The 21,063-nt window shown below is 72.1% G+C and carries 19 protein-coding genes; 11 read left to right on the top strand and 8 right to left on the bottom strand.

The window, feature by feature from the left end:
* Positions 1 to 147: 147 nt before the first annotated feature.
* Positions 148 to 1,254, bottom strand: coding sequence for a zinc-binding dehydrogenase (locus tag VT50_RS08635; protein WP_046087040.1), 1,107 nt, complete (start codon positions 1,252 to 1,254; stop codon positions 148 to 150).
* 222 nt (positions 1,255 to 1,476) lie between these two features.
* Between VT50_RS08635 and VT50_RS08630 the strand changes: the two genes are divergently transcribed.
* On the top strand, positions 1,477 to 3,093 hold the full coding sequence (locus VT50_RS08630) for a PucR family transcriptional regulator (RefSeq protein WP_046087041.1): 1,617 nt from the start codon (positions 1,477 to 1,479) through the stop codon (positions 3,091 to 3,093).
* A gap of 76 nt (positions 3,094 to 3,169) precedes the next feature.
* On the opposite strand, the gene VT50_RS08625 is transcribed toward VT50_RS08630, so the two are convergent.
* From VT50_RS08625 to VT50_RS08610, 4 genes are all read right to left on the bottom strand, one after another.
* Entirely contained in the window at positions 3,170 to 3,388 is a 219-nt protein-coding gene (locus VT50_RS08625; protein ID WP_046087042.1) for an EF-hand domain-containing protein, read from the bottom strand.
* A 125-nt stretch (positions 3,389 to 3,513) separates the two neighbouring features.
* Positions 3,514 to 4,170, bottom strand: coding sequence for a TetR/AcrR family transcriptional regulator (locus VT50_RS08620; protein WP_240529090.1), 657 nt, complete (start codon positions 4,168 to 4,170; stop codon positions 3,514 to 3,516).
* A gap of 26 nt (positions 4,171 to 4,196) precedes the next feature.
* Positions 4,197 to 5,495, bottom strand: coding sequence for a methyltransferase domain-containing protein (locus VT50_RS08615; protein WP_046087043.1), 1,299 nt, complete (start codon positions 5,493 to 5,495; stop codon positions 4,197 to 4,199).
* A 170-nt stretch (positions 5,496 to 5,665) separates the two neighbouring features.
* Positions 5,666 to 6,700, bottom strand: coding sequence for an NAD-dependent epimerase/dehydratase family protein (locus VT50_RS08610; RefSeq protein WP_046087044.1), 1,035 nt, complete (start codon positions 6,698 to 6,700; stop codon positions 5,666 to 5,668).
* 106 nt (positions 6,701 to 6,806) lie between these two features.
* On the opposite strand from VT50_RS08610, the gene VT50_RS08605 reads away from it, so the two are divergent.
* The 9 genes from VT50_RS08605 (at position 6,807) to VT50_RS40325 (ending at position 16,388) form a co-directional block, all read left to right on the top strand.
* Positions 6,807 to 7,379, top strand: a complete 573-nt coding sequence (locus tag VT50_RS08605; protein WP_046087045.1) for a TetR/AcrR family transcriptional regulator — start codon at positions 6,807 to 6,809, stop codon at positions 7,377 to 7,379.
* Positions 7,380 to 7,529: 150 nt separating this feature from the next.
* Complete coding sequence (locus VT50_RS08600) at positions 7,530 to 8,249, top strand: SDR family NAD(P)-dependent oxidoreductase (RefSeq protein WP_046087046.1); 720 nt, start codon at positions 7,530 to 7,532, stop codon at positions 8,247 to 8,249.
* Between the two features lie 42 nt (positions 8,250 to 8,291).
* Positions 8,292 to 9,011, top strand: coding sequence for an SDR family NAD(P)-dependent oxidoreductase (locus tag VT50_RS08595; RefSeq protein WP_046087047.1), 720 nt, complete (start codon positions 8,292 to 8,294; stop codon positions 9,009 to 9,011).
* A 92-nt stretch (positions 9,012 to 9,103) separates the two neighbouring features.
* On the top strand, positions 9,104 to 9,976 hold the full coding sequence (locus VT50_RS08590) for a nitrilase-related carbon-nitrogen hydrolase (RefSeq protein WP_046087048.1): 873 nt from the start codon (positions 9,104 to 9,106) through the stop codon (positions 9,974 to 9,976).
* A 43-nt stretch (positions 9,977 to 10,019) separates the two neighbouring features.
* Positions 10,020 to 10,862 (top strand): polysaccharide deacetylase family protein, encoded by an 843-nt coding sequence (locus VT50_RS08585; protein ID WP_046087049.1) that lies wholly within the window; start codon positions 10,020 to 10,022, stop codon positions 10,860 to 10,862.
* Positions 10,863 to 10,866: 4 nt separating this feature from the next.
* Positions 10,867 to 11,898 (top strand): sugar ABC transporter substrate-binding protein, encoded by a 1,032-nt coding sequence (locus tag VT50_RS08580; protein ID WP_046087050.1) that lies wholly within the window; start codon positions 10,867 to 10,869, stop codon positions 11,896 to 11,898.
* Positions 11,899 to 11,930: 32 nt separating this feature from the next.
* Positions 11,931 to 13,460, top strand: a complete 1,530-nt coding sequence (locus VT50_RS08575; RefSeq protein WP_053048615.1) for a sugar ABC transporter ATP-binding protein — start codon at positions 11,931 to 11,933, stop codon at positions 13,458 to 13,460.
* Positions 13,444 to 14,442 (top strand): ABC transporter permease, encoded by a 999-nt coding sequence (locus tag VT50_RS08570; protein WP_046087051.1) that lies wholly within the window; start codon positions 13,444 to 13,446, stop codon positions 14,440 to 14,442. Before VT50_RS08575 ends, VT50_RS08570 begins: the two co-directional genes overlap by 17 nt.
* 140 nt (positions 14,443 to 14,582) lie before the next feature.
* Positions 14,583 to 16,388, top strand: a complete 1,806-nt coding sequence (locus tag VT50_RS40325) for an ABC transporter substrate-binding protein (protein ID WP_046087052.1) — start codon at positions 14,583 to 14,585, stop codon at positions 16,386 to 16,388.
* Positions 16,389 to 16,464: 76 nt separating this feature from the next.
* On the opposite strand, the gene VT50_RS08560 is transcribed toward VT50_RS40325, so the two are convergent.
* Both VT50_RS08560 and VT50_RS08555 read right to left on the bottom strand, forming a co-directional pair.
* Positions 16,465 to 17,823 (bottom strand): MFS transporter, encoded by a 1,359-nt coding sequence (locus VT50_RS08560; RefSeq protein WP_046087053.1) that lies wholly within the window; start codon positions 17,821 to 17,823, stop codon positions 16,465 to 16,467.
* A gap of 40 nt (positions 17,824 to 17,863) precedes the next feature.
* Positions 17,864 to 18,778, bottom strand: a complete 915-nt coding sequence (locus tag VT50_RS08555; protein WP_046087054.1) for a 2-dehydropantoate 2-reductase — start codon at positions 18,776 to 18,778, stop codon at positions 17,864 to 17,866.
* A 142-nt stretch (positions 18,779 to 18,920) separates the two neighbouring features.
* Here VT50_RS08555 and VT50_RS08550 point away from each other — a divergent pair, with 142 nt between their 5' ends.
* A complete protein-coding gene (locus VT50_RS08550) occupies positions 18,921 to 19,592 on the top strand; it encodes a GntR family transcriptional regulator (protein ID WP_053048616.1) in 672 nt (223 codons plus the stop codon).
* Positions 19,593 to 19,696: 104 nt separating this feature from the next.
* On the opposite strand, the gene VT50_RS08545 is transcribed toward VT50_RS08550, so the two are convergent.
* The gene (locus VT50_RS08545; protein ID WP_240529089.1) at positions 19,697 to 20,992 is read right to left on the bottom strand and encodes a PP2C family protein-serine/threonine phosphatase; all 1,296 of its coding nucleotides are present in this window, start codon (positions 20,990 to 20,992) and stop codon (positions 19,697 to 19,699) included.
* Positions 20,993 to 21,063 lie beyond the last annotated feature (71 nt).

Raw genomic sequence — 21,063 nt, 5'->3', positions numbered from 1 at the left:
GGCATCGGGCCCCGGTCCACCGGCCACTGGCCACCGGCCTTCGGTAGCGCCGTCGACGGCCAGTCTCGCCCTCCCCGGGCGCCACACCACAGACACACCATGGGAAGGGATTCCCGGATCTGCTGCACACCCTGGGTGGTCGGGCCGTCAGGCGTCGGCCTGGACCTCGATGAGCGCGCGACCGACGATCTTGCCTTCGCCCAGCAGCCGGTAGGCCAGGTCGGCCTCCTCAAGGGGGAAGCGCCGGCTGATCAGGGCTCCGGGGTCGAGGAGTCCGTCCGCCACCAGCTGCCCGAGGTGCGCCAGGTCCTGGCGGGGGCGCCCGCCGAAGGAACCGCAGACCTGGATCTTGCGGCGCACCAGCCGGGTGATCTCTACATCCGCGGTCCTGCCGACCGGTGCGAGCCCGACCATCACACAGCGACCGCCGTCGGCGACCATCTCCGTGGACTGCCGGAAGGTGTCCGGCCGCCCGATCGCCTCGATGACCAGCTCGGCTCCACTCCCGGTGATCTCCCGGACCGCCTCCACCGGATCCACCGCCGCCGCGTTGACGACCGCGGTGGCCCCGAGGTGTTCCGCGGTCCGCAGCCGGTCGTCCGCCAGGTCGACCGCCACGATCTGGTCGGCTCCCAGCGCCCTGGCCACCGCCACCGTGCTGAGGCCGACACCCCCCGCACCCACGACCGCCACGGACGACCCCGGCCGCAGCCCACCGACGTGTGCCAGGGCTCCGTAGGCCGTGAGGAAGGCGCAGCCGAGGATGGCCGAATCCCTGAGGTGCCCACCGGAGGGGATGGGCGCCGCGGCGAGCGCGGGCATCACCGCGTACTCGGCGAGACCCGCCATGGAATACATCCAGACCGGGTTCCCGTGGCTGTCGAACAGCCGGGTGGTGCCGTCGTAGAGGGTCCCGTTCAAACGGTTGTGCGCGAAGAACGGCTCACACAGCTCCTCCCGGCCGGACGTACACATCGGGCATGTCCCACACGGCATGATGAAGGCGCCCACAACACTCTGACCTGCGCTGATGTGCTCAACACCGGCGCCGACCGCCTCGACAGCGCCGGAGACCTCATGCCCGAGCACGGCGGGAAAGGGAAAGGTCACCGAGCCGTCCCGGACATGGAGGTCGGTGTGGCAGACACCGCAGGCGGCGATGCGTACGAGGATCTCCCCCGGGCCCGGTCGCGGGTCACGGAGATCCACGATCTCGAAGGATCCGGACGTGGCCCGGACAACAGCGGCTCTCATCGTGCGTCCTCTCCAAAGACGGGGCCGTGGCGAATCACCAGCATGGTGGGGCGCCAGCCCGTGGGTCAGACACAGCACGTGCAAGACCGCGCCGACGGTATGCATAATTCGTGCAACGACTGAAGCAACCCGAAGCGACCCGGAAGGCCCGCCGTCCCGGACCCGTCCCACGGGTCCGCCTCCTCGCGGGCGCCCCTCCCCCTTGGCTCCGAAGGGGTCAGTATGGCTCTGTCAGTGGCAGCCGCCCTGCAGCTCGAAGTATTCGGCCGCACCAGCGCCCGCGTGTACGCGGGCGAGGAAAACCTCGACCATACGATCCGCTGGGTCCACCCGGTGGAGATCCCTGATATCGCCCAGTTCCTGACCGGCGGCGAACTGCTCCTGACCGCCGGTCTGGGCGTCGGCCGGACCGCGGGTGAGCAGCGGCGCTACATCCGGGAGGTGAGCGCCGCCGGGGCTTCCGCCCTGGTCATCGAGCTCAGCGGCCGGGCCTTCACCGTCATGCCCCCGGCGCTGGTCGACGAGGCCAGGCGGCTCGGTTTCCCGCTCGTCGGGCTGGCGGACGAACTGCCCTTCGTGGAGGTGTCCGCCCAGGTGCACGAGCTGATCGCGGATGAGAGGAATTCCGATCTCGTCGCGTTCGAGCGCCTCAACGCGGACTTCATCCATCTCCTGCTGGCCAGCCGAAGCCATGTCTCCTTCGCCGAGGCGCTGGCCCATCACATCGGCTCACCGGTCGTGCTCGAAGACATCGATCACCAGGTCGTGGCGTACGCCGGGGGCACGGCCGAAACCGATCTCCTGATGAGGAACTGGGGCCTGCACGCCAGGATGGCCCACCAGGCGGGCGTCCCCGGGGGCCAGCACAACAAGTCCTCCGTGGTCCGGTCCCACGACGAACCGGGCTGTACGCGGCGCATGATCGTGCTCCGCGGCGAGGCATGGGGCTGGATCCACGTCTTCCACGGCGAGGGCGAGCTGACCGGTGTCGATGCCTACGCCCTCGACCGCGCGGCCGACACGATCGCCATCGCGCTGCTCGGCGACCGGGAGAGCGGCGTACGGGCCTCGCACCGGCAGAGCTCACTCATCAACCGGCTGCTGCTGGGCGACATCACCGGCGAGCAGTTCGTCGACCGGGCCCTGAGGATAGGCCGCGACCTGCGCGACCGGCCCCTCGCCGCCGTCGTGCTGTGCAAGGACCCCGACTCGGACGGGGCGGCGGAGGCCGTGCTGGAATCCCTCCTCACCTCACTGAAGGTCCCGGCCGTCGTGGCGGACATCGGGGAGCACGTCCTGGCCGTCGCCGGGCTGACCAATCCGCTGTCCGCGCAGCAGCTCACCGACCGGCTCGACCGGGACGGAGTCCGCGCCGGCGTCAGTCGCGGTGTCCCGGCCGCCCAGCTCGTGGACGCGGCACGGCAGGCGCGTACGGCGGCTTCCGTCGCCGCCACTCGCGACCAGCCCACCACGCTGCACTTCGACCGGCTCGGCGTCCTGCGGCTGCTGGTCTCGCTCGCCGACGGGCTGGAGCTGCGGCGGTACATCGACGATGAGCTCGGCCCGCTCCTGCACCACGATGCGACCGAGTCCAATCCCCTGCTGCCGACCCTGCGCGCATATCTTGCCGCGGACGGCAACAAGTCACGCGCGGCGGAAGCCCTGTTCATCCAGCGCCGCACCCTCTACTACCGCATCGAGCGGCTGAACAACCTGCTCGGCAGGTCAGTGGACGACCCCGAGGTGCGCGGGGGGCTCTCACTCGCGCTACGGGCACTGGATCTCCTGGAATCGGGCCAGCCGCTCCAGCCCCCCGGCCCGCGCAAACCGATCGCCTGAGGGCCCGTTTCACCGTCCGCCACCTTCAGGGCCGCACTGCCCGCCGTACGTTCATGTGCCGAAGAACCCCACGGTGTCAGGCGTTCATGGCCGCCCAGAACTCCTCGAAGGACATCCGGCGATCGCCGTTGGTGTCGAGCGAGTCGATGAGCTCCTGGGCCTGCTCCAGGGTGATCTCCGAGCCCTCCAGCTCCGCCACGACCCTCCGGTATTCTTCCGCGGTGACCAGGCCGTCCCCGTCGAGGTCATAGCGATCGAAGACCTTCCGCGCCGCCGTCTCCACGATGTCCGCCATGTGCTCCGCCCTTCTACGATCTTCACTGACGGACCCAGGCTATCCGTCCGCCCGGACCACCCCGGGCGCCACCCGGCCGGGGTGGTCCGGGCGGGCCGGGATCATGGGCGCGGGCCGGGCCGGGGTCACCAGGGGACGACGCCGTCATCCTCGAAGAACGAACCGGCCGGGCCGTCGTCGTTCTGGATCTCCGGATCCGCCCGCCGGACCAGGGAGCCGACGGAACTGTCCTGTCGGCGGAGGCCGTCGAGGATGACGTTCATCAGGGGCCGTGCCGCTGACTCCCACTCATCCCGGTCCAGCCGTCCGAGGTAGCCGATGAGCAGCAGGACCCCGTGGGCGTCCACATCGGCGCGGAGCGAACCGGCCGCCTTCCCGGCGTTCAGCAGATGGGTGAGGGCGCCTTCGACGGGGTTCCGGCTGTCGGCGACGAGGTCCTGCCACGCCACCGGCTCGAGCGCCGCCAGAACGCCGCGCTTGATCCCGGCGTAGTCGATCAATCGGGCCAGCCAGTGGCGCAGGGCTTCGACGGGTTCGTGCTCCGCCAGCAGGGCGGGGGCGGCGGTCACGAGCTCTTCGACGTCGCGCCGGTGGACCTCGGCGAGGAGCGCTTCGCGGTTGGGGAAGTTCCGGTAGAGCGTCCCCTGCCCCACACCGGCGCGCTTGGCGATCTCGTTGAGGCGGACGTGACGGGACTCGGCGAGGGCCACGCGGGCGGCCTCCACGATGCGGGTCCGGTTCCGCACCGCGTCCGTACGGCGCGTCCGCGCGTTGGTAGACACCTTCAGACACTCCCGGGATCCCCGTATCAGCGGATGCGGACCGCACGCGCCAGGAAGTGGCGCGTGGCGTCCTCGTAGCGGTCCAGCGTCCATCCGGCGGTGTGCAGCGCGGGCCGCAGGTTCTCCTCGGCCAGTGGGTCGTCCGGGTCGAGCGGACGGCCGTGGCGGGCGGCCCGCTCGGCGCGGCCGGAGGGGTGGAAGAGCAACAGCACGCCACCCGGGGACGTCACCCTGGCCCACTCGCAGAGCGCGGCGGCGGGGTCGGGCACATGATTGATCAGGCCCGCGCTGAAGACGCCGTCCAACGCCCCGGTCGCGAAGGGCAGTTGGCAGGCGTCGGCCATGAGCAGCCGGGCGAGGCCCGCGCGGCCCTCCACGGCGGCGGTGGCGGTGAGCATCGCCGGAGTGAGTTCCACACCGGTGACCACGCCCTCGTCGCCGACCTCCGCGCGCAGCGCGGGCAGCGCGCGCCCGCTGCCGCAGCCCACGTCCAGGGCCCGCTGGCCGGGCCGCAGGCCCATGCGGGCGACCGCCGCCGCGTACCTCGGGGTGTCGGCGGCGAAGCGCTCTTCCCACACCGCCGCCATCGGCGTGAAGAAGCTCCGGGTCGCGCTCCGCGCGGCGCGGACCGCCACGAGTGCGGCGAAGCGGGCGAACACGGCATCGCGGTGCGGCGCGAGGTCAGCCAGGTGGCCGGGGGTGGAGGCGATGAGGTCCGGTGCGGTGGCCGCTTCATCGGGGAAGGCCGCGGCGAAGGCGTCCACGGCCGCCTTGTCGACCTCCAGATGGAACTGCAGGCCCCATGCCGAGCCGCCGATCCGGAACGCCTGAACCGGGTAGCGGTCACAGGAGGCCAGCGGCGTCGCCCCGGCGGGGAGCTCCATGGTGTCGCCGTGCCAGTGCAGGACCGGCAGCCGTTCCGGGGCGTCGGCGAACAGCGGATCGGTGTGCGCGGCCGGTGCGGTGCGCACCTCACCCCAGCCGATCTGCGGCGCCGGCCCCGGGAGGGCCCGGCCACCGGCCGCCTCCGCGAGGAGCTGGGCACCGAGACAGATTCCGAGCACCGGAACCTCGGCCTCCAGCGCCGTCCGCAGCAGCGCCAGCTCCGCCGCACGGCCGGGGAAGTCCTCGTACGCCGCCGCGGGTCCACCCATCACCACCAGCGCCGCGGCGCCGCCCAGCGCGTCGGGCACCGGGTCCCCCGCCCAGGTCCGGCAGGCCCGGACCGGCAGCCCGGCCGCCGCCAGCGCCCCACCCACGGCGTACGGGCCTTCCTGCGGCACGTGTTCCACGATCAGCACGTCCGCGGTGGGAACAGGGCTCACTCGGTACGCCTCCTCACGTCCACGCGCGGCAGCCGCTAAGACCGTACCCGAACCGACGTTCCACACAAACGCATATGCCGTCTACAAGGACCGATCTCCTGGCTAGCGCGAGGCCATAGCGCATTTATGCCTCGCATATGCGGCAGCGCGCTCGGTCGGCGAGGTCCGGGTTACACGGCGCCGTGGGCCAGCAGGCTGCGGCCGCAGTCGATGACGGTCTCGCGGGCCGGGCGGGGCCGCCACCCGAGGACGCGGTGCGCCTTGGCGGTGCTGTGGCGGTTGCGGCGCCCCAGGGCCGGGGTGATCTCCCGCAGCGACGGGTCGCGGAAGCGGGCCGCGAGGCGTACGGCGACGTCGGGGATCCGGCGGGTGGAGACCTGGCGGCCCTGTTCGCCCAGCCCCTCCCGCAGAGCGTGGGCCATGTCCAGCATCCAGGTGAACTCGCCGGTGGCGAGGAAGCGTTCGCCCGCCGCCTGGGGTGAGGTCATGGCACGGATGTGGATGTCGGCGAGGTCGCGGACGTCAACGATCTCCAGGCCGATGCGCGGCACGCCCCGCAGGGCGCCGGAGAGCATCCGCTGGACGATGCCGACCGAGCCGATGGTGCTGGTGGCCAGGATCGGCCCGAAGACGGCGCCGGGAAGGACCGTGGTGAGCTGGGTGGGGCCGTCGTAGGTGGCCATGAAGTCCCAGGCGGCGCGTTCAGCGAGCGTCTTGGAGCGGCGGTAGGGGATCAGTGCCGGATCCTCGGGGTCGGTCCACAGGGTCTCGTCGGTGACGCCCTCCTCGGCGTAGGAGGAGGGGCTGGCGGTATTCGCCGCGGAGGTCATCACCACGCGCCGCACCCCGGCCGCGGTCGCGGCGCGCAGCACCCGCAGGGTGCCGTCACGGGCGGGGGCGATCATGGCCGCCGAGTCGTCGCTGACGGCATTGCCCAGGGGAGAAGCGATGTGCAGGACGTGGTCGACGCCCTCGACCGCGGCGTCCCAGCCCCTGTCCGCCGTGAGGTCGGCGATCGCGAACTCCAGCCGCTCGGCCGCCGCGTCCGCCGCGTCCACCTGGGTGGCGACGGCTTCGCCCACCGCCCGCTCCTTGCCGTGGCCGCGCACGGTCGTCCGCACGCGGTAGCCGCGCCGCAGCAGTTCGACGACGCACCAGCCGGCGACATAGCCGCTGCCTCCGGTGACCAGAACCGTTTCCGGCATGGCTGTCCTCCACGGGTGTGCGAAGATTAAGCGGAAGCCCTTCCGCATTGCGTTCCGAACGTAACGGAAGCCCTTCCGCTTTGCAACCGGACCGATCGGACCAGCCATGACCCCACCTCCCGCCCGCGCCACCCGCACCGACGCGCTGACCAACCGGGCCCGTATCCTCGCCGTCGCGGGCAAGGCCTTCGCCACCTCCTCGGGCGCCTCCATGACGGCCATCGCCAAACAGGCCGGAGTCGGTGTGGGGACGCTGTACCGACACTTCCCCACCCGCGAGGCACTGATCGTGGAGCTCTACCACCACGAGATCCAGAAGGTCATCGACCTCGCCCACACCCTCGCGGCCGAACGGCCTCCGCTCGATGCCCTGCGCCGCTGGTTCGAGGAAGTCGCCCGGTACGGAAAACTCAAGTACGGCGTCTCCGAGGTCATTCACGCGGCGACCAACGGAGGCCTCGACGACAAGAACTACGAGCCCTTCCTCGAGGCCATCGCCGTCCTGCTCGACGCCGGGGCCGCCTCCGGCGACCTCAAGCCGGACACCGACCCGCAGGATGTGCTCCTCCAGCTCAGCGTCCTGTGGCGGATCCCGCCCGGCGAGGGCGGCGAGGCCCGCGCCGCCCGCATCCTGGACCTCATCCTCGACGGACTGCGCACCCGGCCCGCCACGTCCTGATCCGAACCGGGCGGTGCCGCGCCCGCGGCACAGAATGCGCCCGCGCCACAGATACGTAGATCGACCGACGCGTCCCCCCGGCGGCGCTCCTACCGTCCTGCGGAACCGGTGGACAACCGGCCACGGCGGACACGAAGGAGCCGACTCTCGATGGACGATCTCACCGGGCGGGTGGCGCTGGTCACCGGGGCCGCCCAGGGCATCGGCCACGCGGTGGCGACCGCGCTGGCGGACGCGGGCGCCGCGGTGACGGCGACCGACGTACGCGACCAGTCGGACCTGGGCGATCACATCCGCACCCGGTCCCACGACGTCACCGACGCCGCGCAGTGGACCGCGGTCGTCGACGAGATCGAGGCCGAGCACGGCCGCCTCGACATCCTCGTCAACAACGCCGGAGTCTCCGGCTATGACCACCTCCACGAACTCTCATTGAAGGAATGGCACCGCATCGTCGGCGTCAACCAGACCGGGGTGCTGCTCGGCATGCGGCAGGCACTGCGGCTGATGCGGCCGCAGCGCTCCGGGGCGATCGTCAACATCGCCTCGATCTGCGGTGCGGCGTCGGTCGCCGGAGTCGCGGCGTACCACGCCTCCAAGCACGCCGTGCTCACGATGACGAAGAACGCCGCGGTCTCCTACGCCCGGGAGGGCATCCGCGCCAACGCCGTGCTGCCCGGCTGGATCCGCACCCCGCTGACCGTCGGTCAGACGGACGAGCTCAACGCCGCCTTCCTCGACGCCACCCCGATGGGAACCGGTGGAGAGCCCACCGACATCGCGGACGCCGTCTGCTTCCTGGTGTCCGACCGGGCCCGCTTCGTCACCGGTGTCGACCTCCCGGTCGACGGCGGCTACCTGGCCCGCTGACCGCCGGGCCGCCGCCCACCACCGAGACAAGGAGAAGTGCGAATGGACCGTCTCACCGGCAAGGTCGCCGTCGTCACCGGCGGCGCCATGGGCATCGGCCGGGCGACCGCCGACCTGTTCGCCGAGCAGGGCGCCACCGTCGTCGTGGCCGACCTGGTCGAACCCGACCCGGCCCCGCCGGGAACGGCCCACGCCAGGCTCGACGTCACCGACGAGGACGCCTGGGACCGCCTGATCGACGAGGTGCTGGCCGACCACGGCCGGCTCGACATCCTGGTCAACAACGCCGGAGTCATCGACTACGCGGGGATCGCCGAGGTCACCGCCGAGGACTGGGAGCGCGTCCTCGGGGTCGACCAGACCGGGGTGTTCCTCGGCATGCGGGCCGCGCTGCGTCCCATGCTCGCCCAGCGCTCCGGCTCGATCATCAACCTCTCCTCGGCCTGGGGCGTGGTGGGCTCCGAGGGCGTGGCCGCCTACCAGGCCGCCAAGGGCGCCGTCCGCGGGCTGACCCGCAACGCCGCCGTCAGCTACGCCCGCTCCGGGGTGCGCGTGAACACCGTGATCCCCGGGTGGGTCAGCACACCGCTCACCGACCGCCAGCCCGCGGAGAAGAACGCCGAGGTCGTCGCGCTGACGCCGCTCGGATACGGCGCGCAGCCGCGCGATATCGCCTGGGGCTGCGTCTATCTGGCCGCCGACGAGTCCCGCTATGTGACCGGTAGTGAGCTGGTCATCGACGGCGGCCTGCTCGCCCGGTGACCCGCCCAGCAGGCCCCGCCCACGGACCCCCAGTGACCCGTCCAGTGACCCGTCCAGTGACCCGTCCAGTGACCCGTCCAGCAGGAGGAGACATGCCCCGCACGCTGTCCGTTGCCGCCGCGCAGTTCGAGATGCGCCCCGTCGGCTCCTTCGACGACTTCGCCGCCCAGGTCCGTGACCTGCTGGACCGGGCCGCCGGAGCCCGGCTCGTCGTACTGCCCGAGCTGTTCACCGAGGCCCTGTTCACCATCGACCCCGACTGGCGGTCACACGACGCCGCGCGGCTCACCCGGATCGCCGAGCACACCGACCGGTACACCGAGCTCTTCGCCGCCGAGGCCGCCGCGCGCGGTCAGTGGATCCTCGCGGGCAGCCATCTGACCGCCACCGCACGCGGCCACGAGAACGTCGCCCATCTCTTCGGGCCCGGCGGCGAACTGCACACCCACTCCAAGACCCACATCTTCCCCGCCGAGGCCGAGTGGGGCACGGTGGAGGGCGACGAGCTGACGGTGCACGACATCGACGGCGTCACCGTTGGCATCGCGATCTGCTACGAGGCCGAGATACCCGAGGTCACCACCGCCCTCACCGGGCTCGGCGCCGAGGTCCTGCTGACGCCGTCCTACACGTACACGGAGGCCGGGTTCTACCGGGTGCGGCACTGCGCCGCGGCCCGGGCCATCGAGAACCAGGTGTACGTGGTGCACTGTCCGACCATCTCCCACCTGACCGGCCCGCTGGCCCCCGGCTTCGGCCGCGCTTCGGTGCTCGGCCCCTGCGACCAGGCCTTCCCCGCTGACGGTGTGCTGGCCGAGGCCCGCACCAACGAGCAGGACGTGATCACCCACCGGCTCGACCTGGACCTGCTGCACGCGAACCGGGCCACCGGTGCCGCCCCCACCCACCGGGACCGCGGGCGGCGCGCGGCGCTCTACGCCAAGTACGCCCACGCGGCCCTCTAGCACCGCCCCGCCGCCCCCACCCCGACCGGAAAGGAACCGCGCCATGCCCCTGAACCTGCCACCAGGCAAGAAGATCGCCGTCAACATCGGCGCCGACTTCGACGCCCACTCCGTGTGGATGGGCACCTTCGGCAAGACCAGCCCCAGCTATCTCTCGCGCGGCGAGTTCGGCGCCGAGGTCGGCGTGCCCCGGCTGCTGCGGCTCTTCGAGCGGTACGGCGTGCAGGGCACCTGGTGCACCCCGGTGCACTCCATGGAGACCTTCCCCGCGGCGTTCCGCAGCATCGTCGACGCGGGCCAGGAGATCGCCGCGCACGGCTGTTTCCACGAGTCGGTGCCCACGCTGGAGCGGGACACCGAGATCCGGCTGATGGAGAAGACCGTCCAGGGCCACCTCAAGCACGTGGGCGCCCGGCCCCGCGGCTACCGGTCCCCGGCCTGGGACTTCACCGAGCACACCCTCGAACTGCTGGAGAAGACCGGCTTCGCATGGGACTCCTCGCTGATGGGGCGCGACTTCCAGCCGTACCACCCGCGCCCCGTCGAGGTCCGCTGGGAGGAGGGCTCGGTGCTCGGCGCGCCGAGCCCGATCCTGGAGTTCCCCGTCTCGTGGTACCTGGACGACTTCCCGGTCGGTGAGTACATCCCCGGGGTCAACCAGGGCCTGGGGTCGAGCGAGGTCATGTTCCAGCGCTTCCGGGACCACTTCGACTACGCCTACGCCCACGAGACCAACCCGGTCCTCGCGATCACCGTGCACCCGCAGACCATCGGCCGCGCCCACCACATCCTCGGCATGGAGCGGCTGCTCGACCACATGGCCGGGCACGACGGCGTCTGGTTCGCCTCGCTGAGCGAGATCTACGACACCTGGACCGAGGACTGAGCCCATGACAACGCGTGGACTCACCGCGGTCGCCGCCCTGGCGCTCGTCATCTGTCCGGCCCTGAGCAGCTGCTCCACCGGTATCGAGTCCGAGGGCAGCGGCCGGGCCGAGGTCATCGAGGCGCCGGTGCACGACCCGGCCGACCTGAAGATCGCGTACTTCTCGGCCGGCACCAGCAACTCCTACCTCCAGGCGTCGATCGACGAGGCGAAGAAGGTCGGCGGGAAGCTGGGCGCGGACCTCGACGTCTTCGACGGCAAGTTCGACGCGCAGACCCAGTACAACCAGATGCAGCAGGCACTGACGAGCGGCAAGTACAACGCGTTCGTCGTCGAGCCGAACGACGGCAATCTGGTCTGCGACCTGCTCACCCAGCAGGCGCCGGAGAAGAAGGTCCTGGTCTCCGTGTTCAACCTGCCCATCTGCGGCCGGGCGACGAAGCTGGGGGACCAGACGCACCAGCCCGGCACCCTCACCTATGTCGGCGGCCAGACCCTCGACGTCTACCGGTCATGGGTGCGCAGCGTGAAGCGCGCCCATCCGCACGGTGCCAAGATCGCTCTGATCTCGGGTCCCGACCTCAACGCCAACACCCTGTCGTTCTTCAGCGCCGCCAAGGCGTTCAAGCCGTCCGAGGGATACCGGGTGGTCAGCAAGCAGACCACCGACTACAGCACCCCGAAGGCCTTCGACGCCGCCCAGACGATTCTGCACGCCCACCCCGACCTGGACGTCATCATGTCCAACTTCTCCGGTATGACCCGGGGCGTGGTGGCCGCCGCCGACGGCAAGGACGTGCAGGTCTTCGACTTCGGCGGCGACAGGTGGGCGCTCAAACAGGTCGCCGACGGCTCGCTGACCGGCAGCGTGATGATGCTGCCGCGGCTGGAGACCCGCAGGGCCATCGAGGCCGTCGCCGACTACGTCAAGGGCAAGCGGGTGCCGCCCTTCATCGACCTCACCAAGTCCGGCGCCCTGCCCGGCACTCCGTTCGCCACCAAGAACAACGTCGGCGAGTTCACCGCCCAGTACTGACCCGCCCACCACGACACCGCACGGAGGCGGCCATGAACCCCACGTCGACCCCCACGTCCGAACGCGCGATCGTCGCCCGCGCCGCCCGCAAGGTCTTCAGCGGCGCGGTGGCGGTGCACGGTGCGGACCTCCAGGTCCGCACCGGCGAGGTGCACGCACTCGTCGGCGAGAACGGCGCCGGCAAGTCGACCCTGCTCGGCCTGCTCAGCGGACGGCTCGCCGCGGACGGCGGCACGGTGGAGGTGTTCGGGCACCGGCTGCACGGCGGCAGCCCGCGGGAGAGCCGGGCGCACGGTCTGGTCGCCATCTACCAGGAGCTGATGATGGTGCCCGCGCTGTCCGCCGAGGCCAACGTCTTCCTCGGGCAGGTCAGCACCCGGCGCGGGCTGCTGGACCGGCGCGCCATGCGGGCCCGCTACCACGAGCTGTCGGCCGACCTCGACGTCCACATCCCGCCCGGCACGCCCGCACGGGCGCTGTCGGTCTCCCAGCAGCAGATGCTCGAAATCATGCGCGGCGTGCACAGCGACGCCCGGATCCTCGTCCTGGACGAACCCACCGCCGCGCTGGCGGAGCACGAGCGCGAGACGCTGTACCGGGTGCTGCGCACGCTCACCGCACGCGGCACCACGATCGTGTTCGTCAGCCACAACCTCGACGAGGTGCTCGACCTCAGCGACAGCATCACCGTGCTGCGCGACGGACACGTGGTGCGCAGCGCCCCGCGCGCCGAGTGGACCCGCCCCGCCCTCATCGAGCACATGGTCGGGCGCACCGTGGGCAAGCTCGCGGAACGCGGCACCCACTCCCCGGGCGACGAAGTGCTCGCCGCCCGGGACGTCGCGCTGCCGGGCGTCCTCGAGGACATCTCGGTCACGGTGCGCGCGGGTGAGATCGTCGGGCTGTGGGGTCTCGTCGGATCGGGCCGGACCACGTTCCTGCGCTCGCTGGCCGGAGCGGAACCGGCCGCCACGGGGAAGCTGCGGCTGCACGGGCGGCCCCACCGCTGGCCCCGCACCATCCGGGCGGCCGTCGACGCGGGCATCGTGATGGTGCCGGAGTCCCGCAAGCAGGCGCTGGTGCCGGGCATGGACGGCGCGGGCAACCACTGGCTGGGCCGCAGGCGGAGCAGGTCGCCGCTGCTCGACCGGCGGGCGGAGCGGGCCGAGGCCGCCACCACCGGCGCGTTCTTCGCGTTCGACGCCGCCAGGCTCGGCGCCCCCGTACGCCAGCTGTCCGGCGGCAACCAGCAGAAGGTGCTGCTCGCCAAGTGGGCCGGGCACCGGCCCGACGTCTTCCTCATCGACGAGCCGACCCGCGGCATCGACATCGGCGCCAAGGCGGAGGTGCTCGCCTCGCTGGTGCGCCTCGCCGCCGAGGGCGCCGCGGTCATCGTGACCTCCTCCGAGCTGGAGGAGGTCCTGGCGATCGCGAACCGGCTCCTGGTCTTCGCCCATGGCCGGGTGGTCCGCGAGATCCCGTCCGACGATCCCGAATTCGACGTCGACACCGTCGTGCGTCACGGCTTCACCTCAGGAGCGCGCAATGAACCAGCCCGCTGACCTCGCCCCGTCCTTCGACCCCGCCGCCCCCGCGGCCCCGGAACGGAGCGGCCACCGCCACCTGGTGTCGAGGTTCGCGATGATCGGCGTGCTCATCGCGCTGATCGTCCTCGCGACGGCGCTCCACCCGGGCTTCCTGTCCCCGGACAACCTGCGCGATCTGCTGCTGCAGAACACCGCGGTGGGCATCGTGGCCCTCGGCATGACCTTCGTCATCATCTCCGGCGGCTTCGACCTGTCCGTCGGGGCGACCTACGCCCTCAGCGCGACCGTCTCGGCCGGGGTCACGCTGTCCACCGGCTCGCCGAGCCTGGGCGTGCTGGCGGCGCTGGGCGCGGGCGCGGCCTGCGGCATCGTCAACGGGCTGCTGGTGGCCAGGCTGCGCATCAACCCGTTCGTGGCGACCCTGGGCAGCGCCTCCGTCATCTCCGGGATCGCCCTGCTCTACTCCGACTCGGCACCCTTCATCGTCTCCGACCCCCACTTCAAGATCCTCGCCCGGTCCAGTCTCGCCGGGATACCCACCCCCATCCTGATCCTCCTGGTCACCTTCTCCGCCGGTGCGGTGCTGCTCGCGATGACCCGCTACGGCCGCAACGTCTACGCCGTCGGCGGCAACTCCGAGGCCGGCTGGCTCTCCGGGCTGCGGGTGGCGAGGCTGACCGCGAGCGTCTACGTGATGACCGGACTGCTCGCCGCGCTCGCCGGCAGCATCGACGCCTCCCGGCTCGGCGTCGGACAAGCCGACGTGGGCGCCAACCTCGCCCTGGACGCGATCGCCATCGTCATCGTGGGGGGCACCTCGCTGCGGGGCGGCGAGGGCGCCATCTGGCGCTCTGCGGTGGGCCTGCTGATCTTCGCCACCCTGACCAACCTCTTCTACAGCCTCAACCTGTCGCAGAACTGGCAGCTGATCGCCAAGGGCACGATCGTCCTGATCGCCGTGGCCTTCGACGCCTGGTCGCGCCACCGGCGGGCCTGACATCATGCGTCACACCCCGGTGAAGATTGGGTTTCGGCAGGCCACCGGCCCGACGAGGAGGGCTACCCTGCTTCCCCGGGCTCCCTCGGGCCGCCCCCGGGCTCCCTCGGGCCGCAAGGACTTCCTGCGAAGGAGTTCCCGTGTGCTGCGCAGCGGACGCTTCGTCACACCCCGCCTACATCCACGAGACCGTACTCGAACCCGACGGCGAGCCGTACGGGGGCCGTGGCGGGCGCGGCCCCCTGCCCGCCGACCGCTTCGCCGGTCTCGCGGAGATCGCCCGCCGGGCGGGACGGATCGCCGGTCCGGTGGAGCTGTCCTTCTTCTGGCGCGACGACGACGGCCGGCCGGTCTTCGCCACGGTGCGCAGCACCGGGCACACCGCCCGTACGTCGCTGTCCTGGATCGTCGACCCGCCGGTCCCGTACGGCCTCACCCCGCGCGAACTCGATGTGATCACCCTCCTCGTCGGCGGCCTCAGCAACGCCGAGATGGCCACCCGCCTGTGGACCAGCCCCCGCACGGTGAGCACCCACGTCGAGCGGATCCTCACCAAGCTCGGCGTGCGGTCCCGGGCCGGCGCGGCCTCGCTCGCCCTTGAGGAGAGCCTGCTGGTGCTCCCCGTCCCGGGCGGGGCCCGGGGCTTCGAGCGACTGCTCATCGGGATGGTCAGCGAGCCCGGTCCGCCGGAAGCGGAGGCGGAGCACCCCGGCCACCCGCTGCCGTCCCGTGCCGCGCACCCCCCGGCGCCACGCAGCAACCGGCGGTCCGTGCACCGTCCCATCCTGGTCGGGTCGGCGTTCCCGGTCACGGGGGAGATCGCCGAGGACGGCAAGGAGATGCTCCGCGCCAGCCAGCTCGCCATCGACGAGATCAACCAGAGCGGCGGCATCGGCGGGCGGCCGGTCGGGCTGGTCAACGTCGACCTCGACATCAAGGACGCCGATTCCGTCGCCGCCGCCTTCCGCGAGCTGGTGAGCCAGGACGTCGACGCCATGGTCTCCGGCTACCTGGGCGACCAGGAGGTGGCGCACGAGATCGCCGCCGACCACGGCGCGCCGTACCTCCACGCGGCGACCCTGGACTCGATGGTGCGGCTGGTCGAGGACAACCCGGCGCGCTACGGCAACGTCTTCCAGATGTGTCCCAGCGACACCCACTACGGCCCCGGCTTCGTGCACGCCCTGACCGCCCTGCGGGACAGCGGGCGGATACCGGCCAGATCCCGTTCGCTGGCCATCGTGCGCGGCCGGTGGAAGCTCGGCGACCTCGGCATCGCCGCCGCCGCCGAGCTCGCGGAGCGGCACGGCTGGCACCTTGACTACGTGGCCGATGACGTCGACGGCCAGGAGGCCTGGGCCGGGCAGGGCCGCCGGATCGCCTCGCTGGCCCCGGCCGCCGTCATGATCGGCAGCTACTTCGTGGCCGAGACGATCCCGTTCCTCCGGGCGTTCCTCGCCGACCCCTCCCCCACCGTCCTCTACGCCCTCTACGCACCCTCCATCCCGCGGTTCCGGGTCGAGATGGGGCCCGGGGCCGAGGGGCTGCTCTGGGCGACCACCACGGGTACGTACTCCGACCAGGTCGCCCGCCGCTTCATCGAGCGCTACCGCAGCGCCTGGGCGGTCAGCCCCGGCCGCTCCCACGCGGGCATCGCCTATGACCGGATCCGGCTGCTCGCCCGCGCCTGGGCCGCCGCAGGCACACCGCGCGACTTCGCCTCGGCCGGGGAGGCGCTGCGCGAGGGCGTGCACCGCGGTGTGAACGGCGCCTACAGCTTCGGCCAGGCCGGCCAGTCCGCGCTGTCCTATCCGCTCGGCACCCCCGACCCGTCGATCGCCATGGCCCATCTGGTCTTCCAGGTGCAGGACAACCGGCAACGGATCGTGCACCCCGCCCCGTACGCGGAGGCGACCTTCCGCCGACCGCCGTGGTGGCCCTCCTGAGCGGCGGGGCCCCACCGGCCGGGGCGCCCGACCACGTCCTCCTCGCCGGGTGCGGCCCGAAGACGGCGGCAGGGGGTCAGCGGTAGGTTCCGGTCGAGTCCCGGAGGGTGTCGACGCTCGTGGCGGCGAGGTCGCGGCCCCGGGTCTCGGGGCCGAGGCCCACCGCGAGGCCGCCGATGGCGCAGGAGGCGATGACGAACAGCGCGACGCCCCAGGAGCGGCCTTCCGTCGCGGCGACGAGGGCGACGGCGATGAGCGGGGTCAGTCCGCCGGTGACGGCGCCCGCGGCCTCCCGGTACAGGGCGAGTCCGGTGAAGCGGGACCGTGCGGTGAACAGCTCGCTGTAGTAGGCGGCTTGCGGGGCGAACATGCAGCCCACGCCGATGCCCATGCTCACCGCGACGGCCAGGGTGACGGTGAGCGGGGTGTGGGCGTGGTCGATGACCCAGAAGTAGGGGAAGACGAAGGCCGCGGAGAAGACGATGCCGGCCAGGGCCACCGGCTTGCGGCCGACGCGGTCGGTGAGATGAGCGAACAGCGGCAGGGCGACGGCCGTCACGGCGGTGCCGACGGTGACCGCGACCGGCCCCGTCGAGCTGGAGAGTTCCAGGGTGTCGGTGAGGTAGGCGGCCAGGAACGTCAGATTCAGGTAGGCGACGACGTTCTGCGCGGTCTGCAGGCCGAAGACGACCAGACCGGCCTTCCATTCGGTGCGCACGACCTCGCGCACGGGGGAGATCTCGGCGGTCTTCGAGCGTTCCTGGGCGGCCTCGAACGCCGGGCTCTCGGCCAGCCGCAGGCGGATGACCAGGGCCACGGCGATGACCAGCACGCTGGCCGCGAACGGGACGCGCCAGCCCCAGGCCAGGAACTGGTCTTCCGGCAGCTGGGTCACCAGCGCGAAGGCGCCGGAGGCGAGGAGGATGCCGATGTAGACACCGACGCTGGGTGCCGCGCCGAACAGTCCGCGCCGTCGCGGCTGGGAGAACTCGGCCGCCAGGATGGCCGCCCCGCCGTATTCGGCTCCGGCCCCGAGCCCCTGGACGGCGCGCAGGACGACCAGCAGTACGGGGGCGAGGACGCCCACTTGTCCGTACGTCGGGACGAGTGCCATGCCGACGGTGGAGGCGCCCATCACCAACAGGGTGATGACCAGGACGCGTTTGCGGCCGAACAGGTCGCCGAGGCGGCCGAAGAGGACACCGCCGAGCGGCCGGACGAAGTAGCCGATGGCGAGGGTGCCGAAGGAGGCGAGCAGGGAGGCCGTGGGGTCGAACGACGGGAAGATGACCTTGTTGAAGACGAGGGCCGCGGCCGTGCCGTAGAGGTAGAAGTCGTACCACTCGAGGGCGGAGCCGACGAGGGAGGCCAGCAGGACCCTGCGGCGGTGCGCGGCGGCGGTGTGGGTGGGCTTCGCCGTGGTGAGGGTGGACATCGTCGTCCTCCTGTCGCGGGATGGGGCGGCGTGCGGTGGCTCAGGCGACGGGCCGGGCGTCGAGGGCGGCGATGAGCGCCAGCACCGCCGTACACACCGGTGCGGCGAGCGCGTGGCCGCGGGCCCCGCGGACGACGGCCCCGAGCAGCCCGTCGTACTCCAGGCGGCGTCCGGCAAGGCGGTCGGCGAGCATGGACGAACCGGCCCCGGCCGGGCGGGCGTCGAGCCACGCGAGGACGTCGTCGACGGCCTCGGGCGGCAGCCGGGCGCCCTCGGCCCGGCCCACCGCCGCCACTTCGGCGAGCATCGTGGCCGCCAGATCGCGAACGGACGGGTCACCGAAGACCTCGACGCGGCGGCAGGTGAGCGCCGTGAGGGGGTTGGCTACGGCGTTGACCATGAGCTTGCGCCAGGCCGCGGTGGTGAAGTCGGCGACGGTGTGCACACCGAGCCCGGTCCGCTCGAGCAGTGGGCGGGCGCGGCGCCCCGCCGCGTCATCGCCGATGACCAGGCCCGGACCGTCCTGCCGGATCTCCACCCGGTCCCTGCCGTGCCGTTCGGCGTTGAAGTGGACCAGGGTCGGCACCACGTGGCGGTGGGTGGCGTGGGGCGCCACCAGCTCCCGGTGCCCGATGCCGTTCTGCGCGACGACGACCAGGGTGTCGCCGTCGGCCAGCCGCTCGAGCCAGGCGCGTGCCGCGTCCCCCTGGTGCAGCTTGGTCGCCACCACCACCCAGCGGAAGGGGTGGGCGCGGGCCGGTTCGCCGCGCCACGCCACCTCGACGGTCCGGGTCCCGTGCCCGTCGCTCGACGTCACCGTGGACACCGGCGCCGTGCCGGACCGTCCGCACAGCGTCACCGGGTGCCCCTGCCCGGCCAGCCGGGCCGCGAACGCGAGGCCGACGGCTCCCGGGCCGACCACGGCGACGGGGTCGCGCCCCGGGGTGCCCAGCATCCCCCCACCTCGCTTTCCTATAGGAAATGGAGTTGGCCGACAGAATGCTATAGGAAAACGAGTGTGGCAAGAGCCACTGCGCGGTCGGCCGAAGAACGGTGTGCGGACCCCGTATGAGCAGGGATTCTCTATGATTTACGCCATGACTGATGGGACTCGGCAGGATGCGCTGACCGATCGCGCATACGAGAGCGTCAAGGCGATGATCATGGACCATGAGATCGCACCTGGCGCCCGCGTGAGCATCGAGGGGCTGGCCCGTCAGCTCGATGTGTCGGCGACCCCGGTGCGCGAGGCGCTGGCCCGGCTCGAGTCCGAACGGCTCGTGGTCAAGCGGCCCAACGCCGGCTACCGCGCCACCAATCTGCTCGACCCCGACGCCCTGCTCGACCTGTTCGAAATGCGGCTGCTGCTCGAGCCCCGGGCCGCCTCACTGGCCGCGGAGAACGCGGGCGACGACGAACTGCGTCAGCTGCGGTCCGTCGTCGAGGAGATGAGCCGCCAGCCCGACCTGGGCGAGAAGTACGCGGACTATCGCCGATTCGCCGCGCTCGACCAGGAGTTCCACGATGTGCTGGCCCAGGCCACCGGGCGGCCCCTGCTCGCCGAGGCGGTGAACCGCCTCCACGCCCATCTGCACATGCTGCGGCTGAACAGCGCGCCCGGATCCGTCGATGCCACCGTGGCCGAACATGAGCACATCCTGGACGCCCTCGTACAGCGCAACCCGGAGAAGGCGGCCGAGGCGATGGCCACGCATCTGCGCTCCAGCCGGGTGCGCCACCGCCCACGGCCCCGACCGGTCAGGCGTTAGCGGGGCGTTGGCGCACCCGCGCCGGGCGGGCGTCGAGGGAACGCCAGCGGCGGTGGCCGGGAGCGGTGGCGCACCGGGCCCTGATCGCCTGGGCTGCCGCCGGTTCAGGGGGCGCGCAGGGCCAGGACGGCGATGTCGTCGTGCTGGTCGTCGCTCAGCCGGGTGAGCAGTTCATCGCGGAAGACGTCCAGCGGTTCACGGGCGAGCGTGGCCGCGTGCTGGCGCAGCCGTGTCAGGCCACGGCCGATGTCCTCACCGGGGCGCTCGATGAGGCCGTCGGTGTAGAGGAGCAGGGTGGCGCCGTGGGGCAGGGCGATGGTCGCGGTCGTCCGCGGGAGCGCGGGGTCGACCCCCAGGATGGGGGCGTGGCCCTCCTCCAGCAGGAGGGTGTGGCCGCCCGGCTGGGCGAGCAGGGGCGGGAGGTGACCGGCGTTGGTCCAGTGCAGCCGCCACGCTCCCTCCGCGGGCGTCTCGATGCGGGCGATGACCGCTGTGACCAGCTCGATGCTGGTCAGGCCCAGCATCACCGCGTCCAGGCGGCTCATGATTCCGGCCGGGTCGTCACCGCTGTCGTAGGCGAGCGCGCGCAGCATGTTGCGCAGTTGTCCCATGCGGACGGCGGCCGCCAGGTCGTGGCCGACCACGTCCCCGATGGCGAGGATCGCCGAGCCGTCGGGGAGCGGGAAGGCGTCGTACCAGTCGCCGCCCACCTCGGCCCGCTCGCGGGCGGCCACATAGCGGGCGGCGAGGTCGAGGTGGGCCAGGCCGGTCAGGTCCGGCAGCAGGGAGAGCTGAAGCTGCTCGGCGGTGTACTGCTGCAGCGCGTACAGCCGTGCGTTGTCCAGCGCGAGACCCGCACGATGTCCCAGGTCGGCGGCGAGGGCCCGCTCCTGCTCGTCGAAGGGGGCGGCCGGGGCACGGCGGAGGAAGGTGAGCGCACCCAGTGCCTGCCGTCGTACCCGCATGGGCACGATCAGCGCGGTCTCGGCGCCGAGCGTGCGGTACAGACCCCACTGGGCGGCCAGGAAGGAGTCGTCCGGATCGGGCGCGCCGAAGTCGGTGACCACCACGGGTCCGGCCCCGCGCAACACCTTGGCCAGGGCGGCGGCCGAGTCGTCCGGCCCCGGCAGGAACCCTCCGGGCACCACGCGCATCGCCCGCTCGGGGTCCCGGTCGGTGACCGTGAGGCGGCGCACTCCATCACCTTCGACCACGTCGACGGCGCAGGCGTCGGCCAGGTGCGGTACGACCAGCCGGGCCAGCCTGCGCAGCGACTCCTCCGCGTCCAGGCCCGAGGCCAGCGCGCGGCTCGCCTCGGCGAGCAGGCGCAGGCGCGCCGCTGCGATCTCCGGTGCGGAGTCGCCGGACGGTCCCGTCGGCTGGTGGGGCTCCCGCTTCATCACGCTCCTCCCTGGTGTCCAGGTGCCCAGGTGTTCTGGTGTCCGGGTGTCCGGGTGTCCGGGTGTCCGGG

It is taken from the genome of Streptomyces antioxidans, from assembly GCF_000968685.2.
Taxonomy (GTDB): domain Bacteria; phylum Actinomycetota; class Actinomycetes; order Streptomycetales; family Streptomycetaceae; genus Streptomyces; species Streptomyces antioxidans.
The sequence above is the reverse complement of the archived record's forward strand: the minus strand, read 5'-3'. Positions and strand labels throughout refer to the sequence as shown.

Excerpts from the sequence above, each read along its gene's own strand:
- VT50_RS08635 (WP_046087040.1), bottom strand. The coding sequence starts at position 1,254 with ATGAGAGCCGCTGTTGTCCGGGCCACGTCCGGATCCTTCGAGATCGTG.
- VT50_RS08630 (WP_046087041.1), top strand. The coding sequence starts at position 1,477 with ATGGCTCTGTCAGTGGCAGCCGCCCTGCAGCTCGAAGTATTCGGCCGC.
- VT50_RS08625 (WP_046087042.1), bottom strand. The coding sequence starts at position 3,388 with ATGGCGGACATCGTGGAGACGGCGGCGCGGAAGGTCTTCGATCGCTAT.
- VT50_RS08610 (WP_046087044.1), bottom strand. The coding sequence starts at position 6,700 with ATGCCGGAAACGGTTCTGGTCACCGGAGGCAGCGGCTATGTCGCCGGC.
- VT50_RS08605 (WP_046087045.1), top strand. The coding sequence starts at position 6,807 with ATGACCCCACCTCCCGCCCGCGCCACCCGCACCGACGCGCTGACCAAC.
- VT50_RS08600 (WP_046087046.1), top strand. The coding sequence starts at position 7,530 with ATGGACGATCTCACCGGGCGGGTGGCGCTGGTCACCGGGGCCGCCCAG.
- VT50_RS08595 (WP_046087047.1), top strand. The coding sequence starts at position 8,292 with ATGGACCGTCTCACCGGCAAGGTCGCCGTCGTCACCGGCGGCGCCATG.
- VT50_RS08590 (WP_046087048.1), top strand. The coding sequence starts at position 9,104 with ATGCCCCGCACGCTGTCCGTTGCCGCCGCGCAGTTCGAGATGCGCCCC.
- VT50_RS08585 (WP_046087049.1), top strand. The coding sequence starts at position 10,020 with ATGCCCCTGAACCTGCCACCAGGCAAGAAGATCGCCGTCAACATCGGC.
- VT50_RS08580 (WP_046087050.1), top strand. The coding sequence starts at position 10,867 with ATGACAACGCGTGGACTCACCGCGGTCGCCGCCCTGGCGCTCGTCATC.
- VT50_RS08575 (WP_053048615.1), top strand. The coding sequence starts at position 11,931 with ATGAACCCCACGTCGACCCCCACGTCCGAACGCGCGATCGTCGCCCGC.
- VT50_RS08570 (WP_046087051.1), top strand. The coding sequence starts at position 13,444 with ATGAACCAGCCCGCTGACCTCGCCCCGTCCTTCGACCCCGCCGCCCCC.
- VT50_RS08560 (WP_046087053.1), bottom strand. The coding sequence starts at position 17,823 with ATGTCCACCCTCACCACGGCGAAGCCCACCCACACCGCCGCCGCGCAC.
- VT50_RS08555 (WP_046087054.1), bottom strand. The coding sequence starts at position 18,778 with ATGCTGGGCACCCCGGGGCGCGACCCCGTCGCCGTGGTCGGCCCGGGA.
- VT50_RS08550 (WP_053048616.1), top strand. The coding sequence starts at position 18,921 with ATGACTGATGGGACTCGGCAGGATGCGCTGACCGATCGCGCATACGAG.
- VT50_RS08545 (WP_240529089.1), bottom strand. The coding sequence starts at position 20,992 with ATGAAGCGGGAGCCCCACCAGCCGACGGGACCGTCCGGCGACTCCGCA.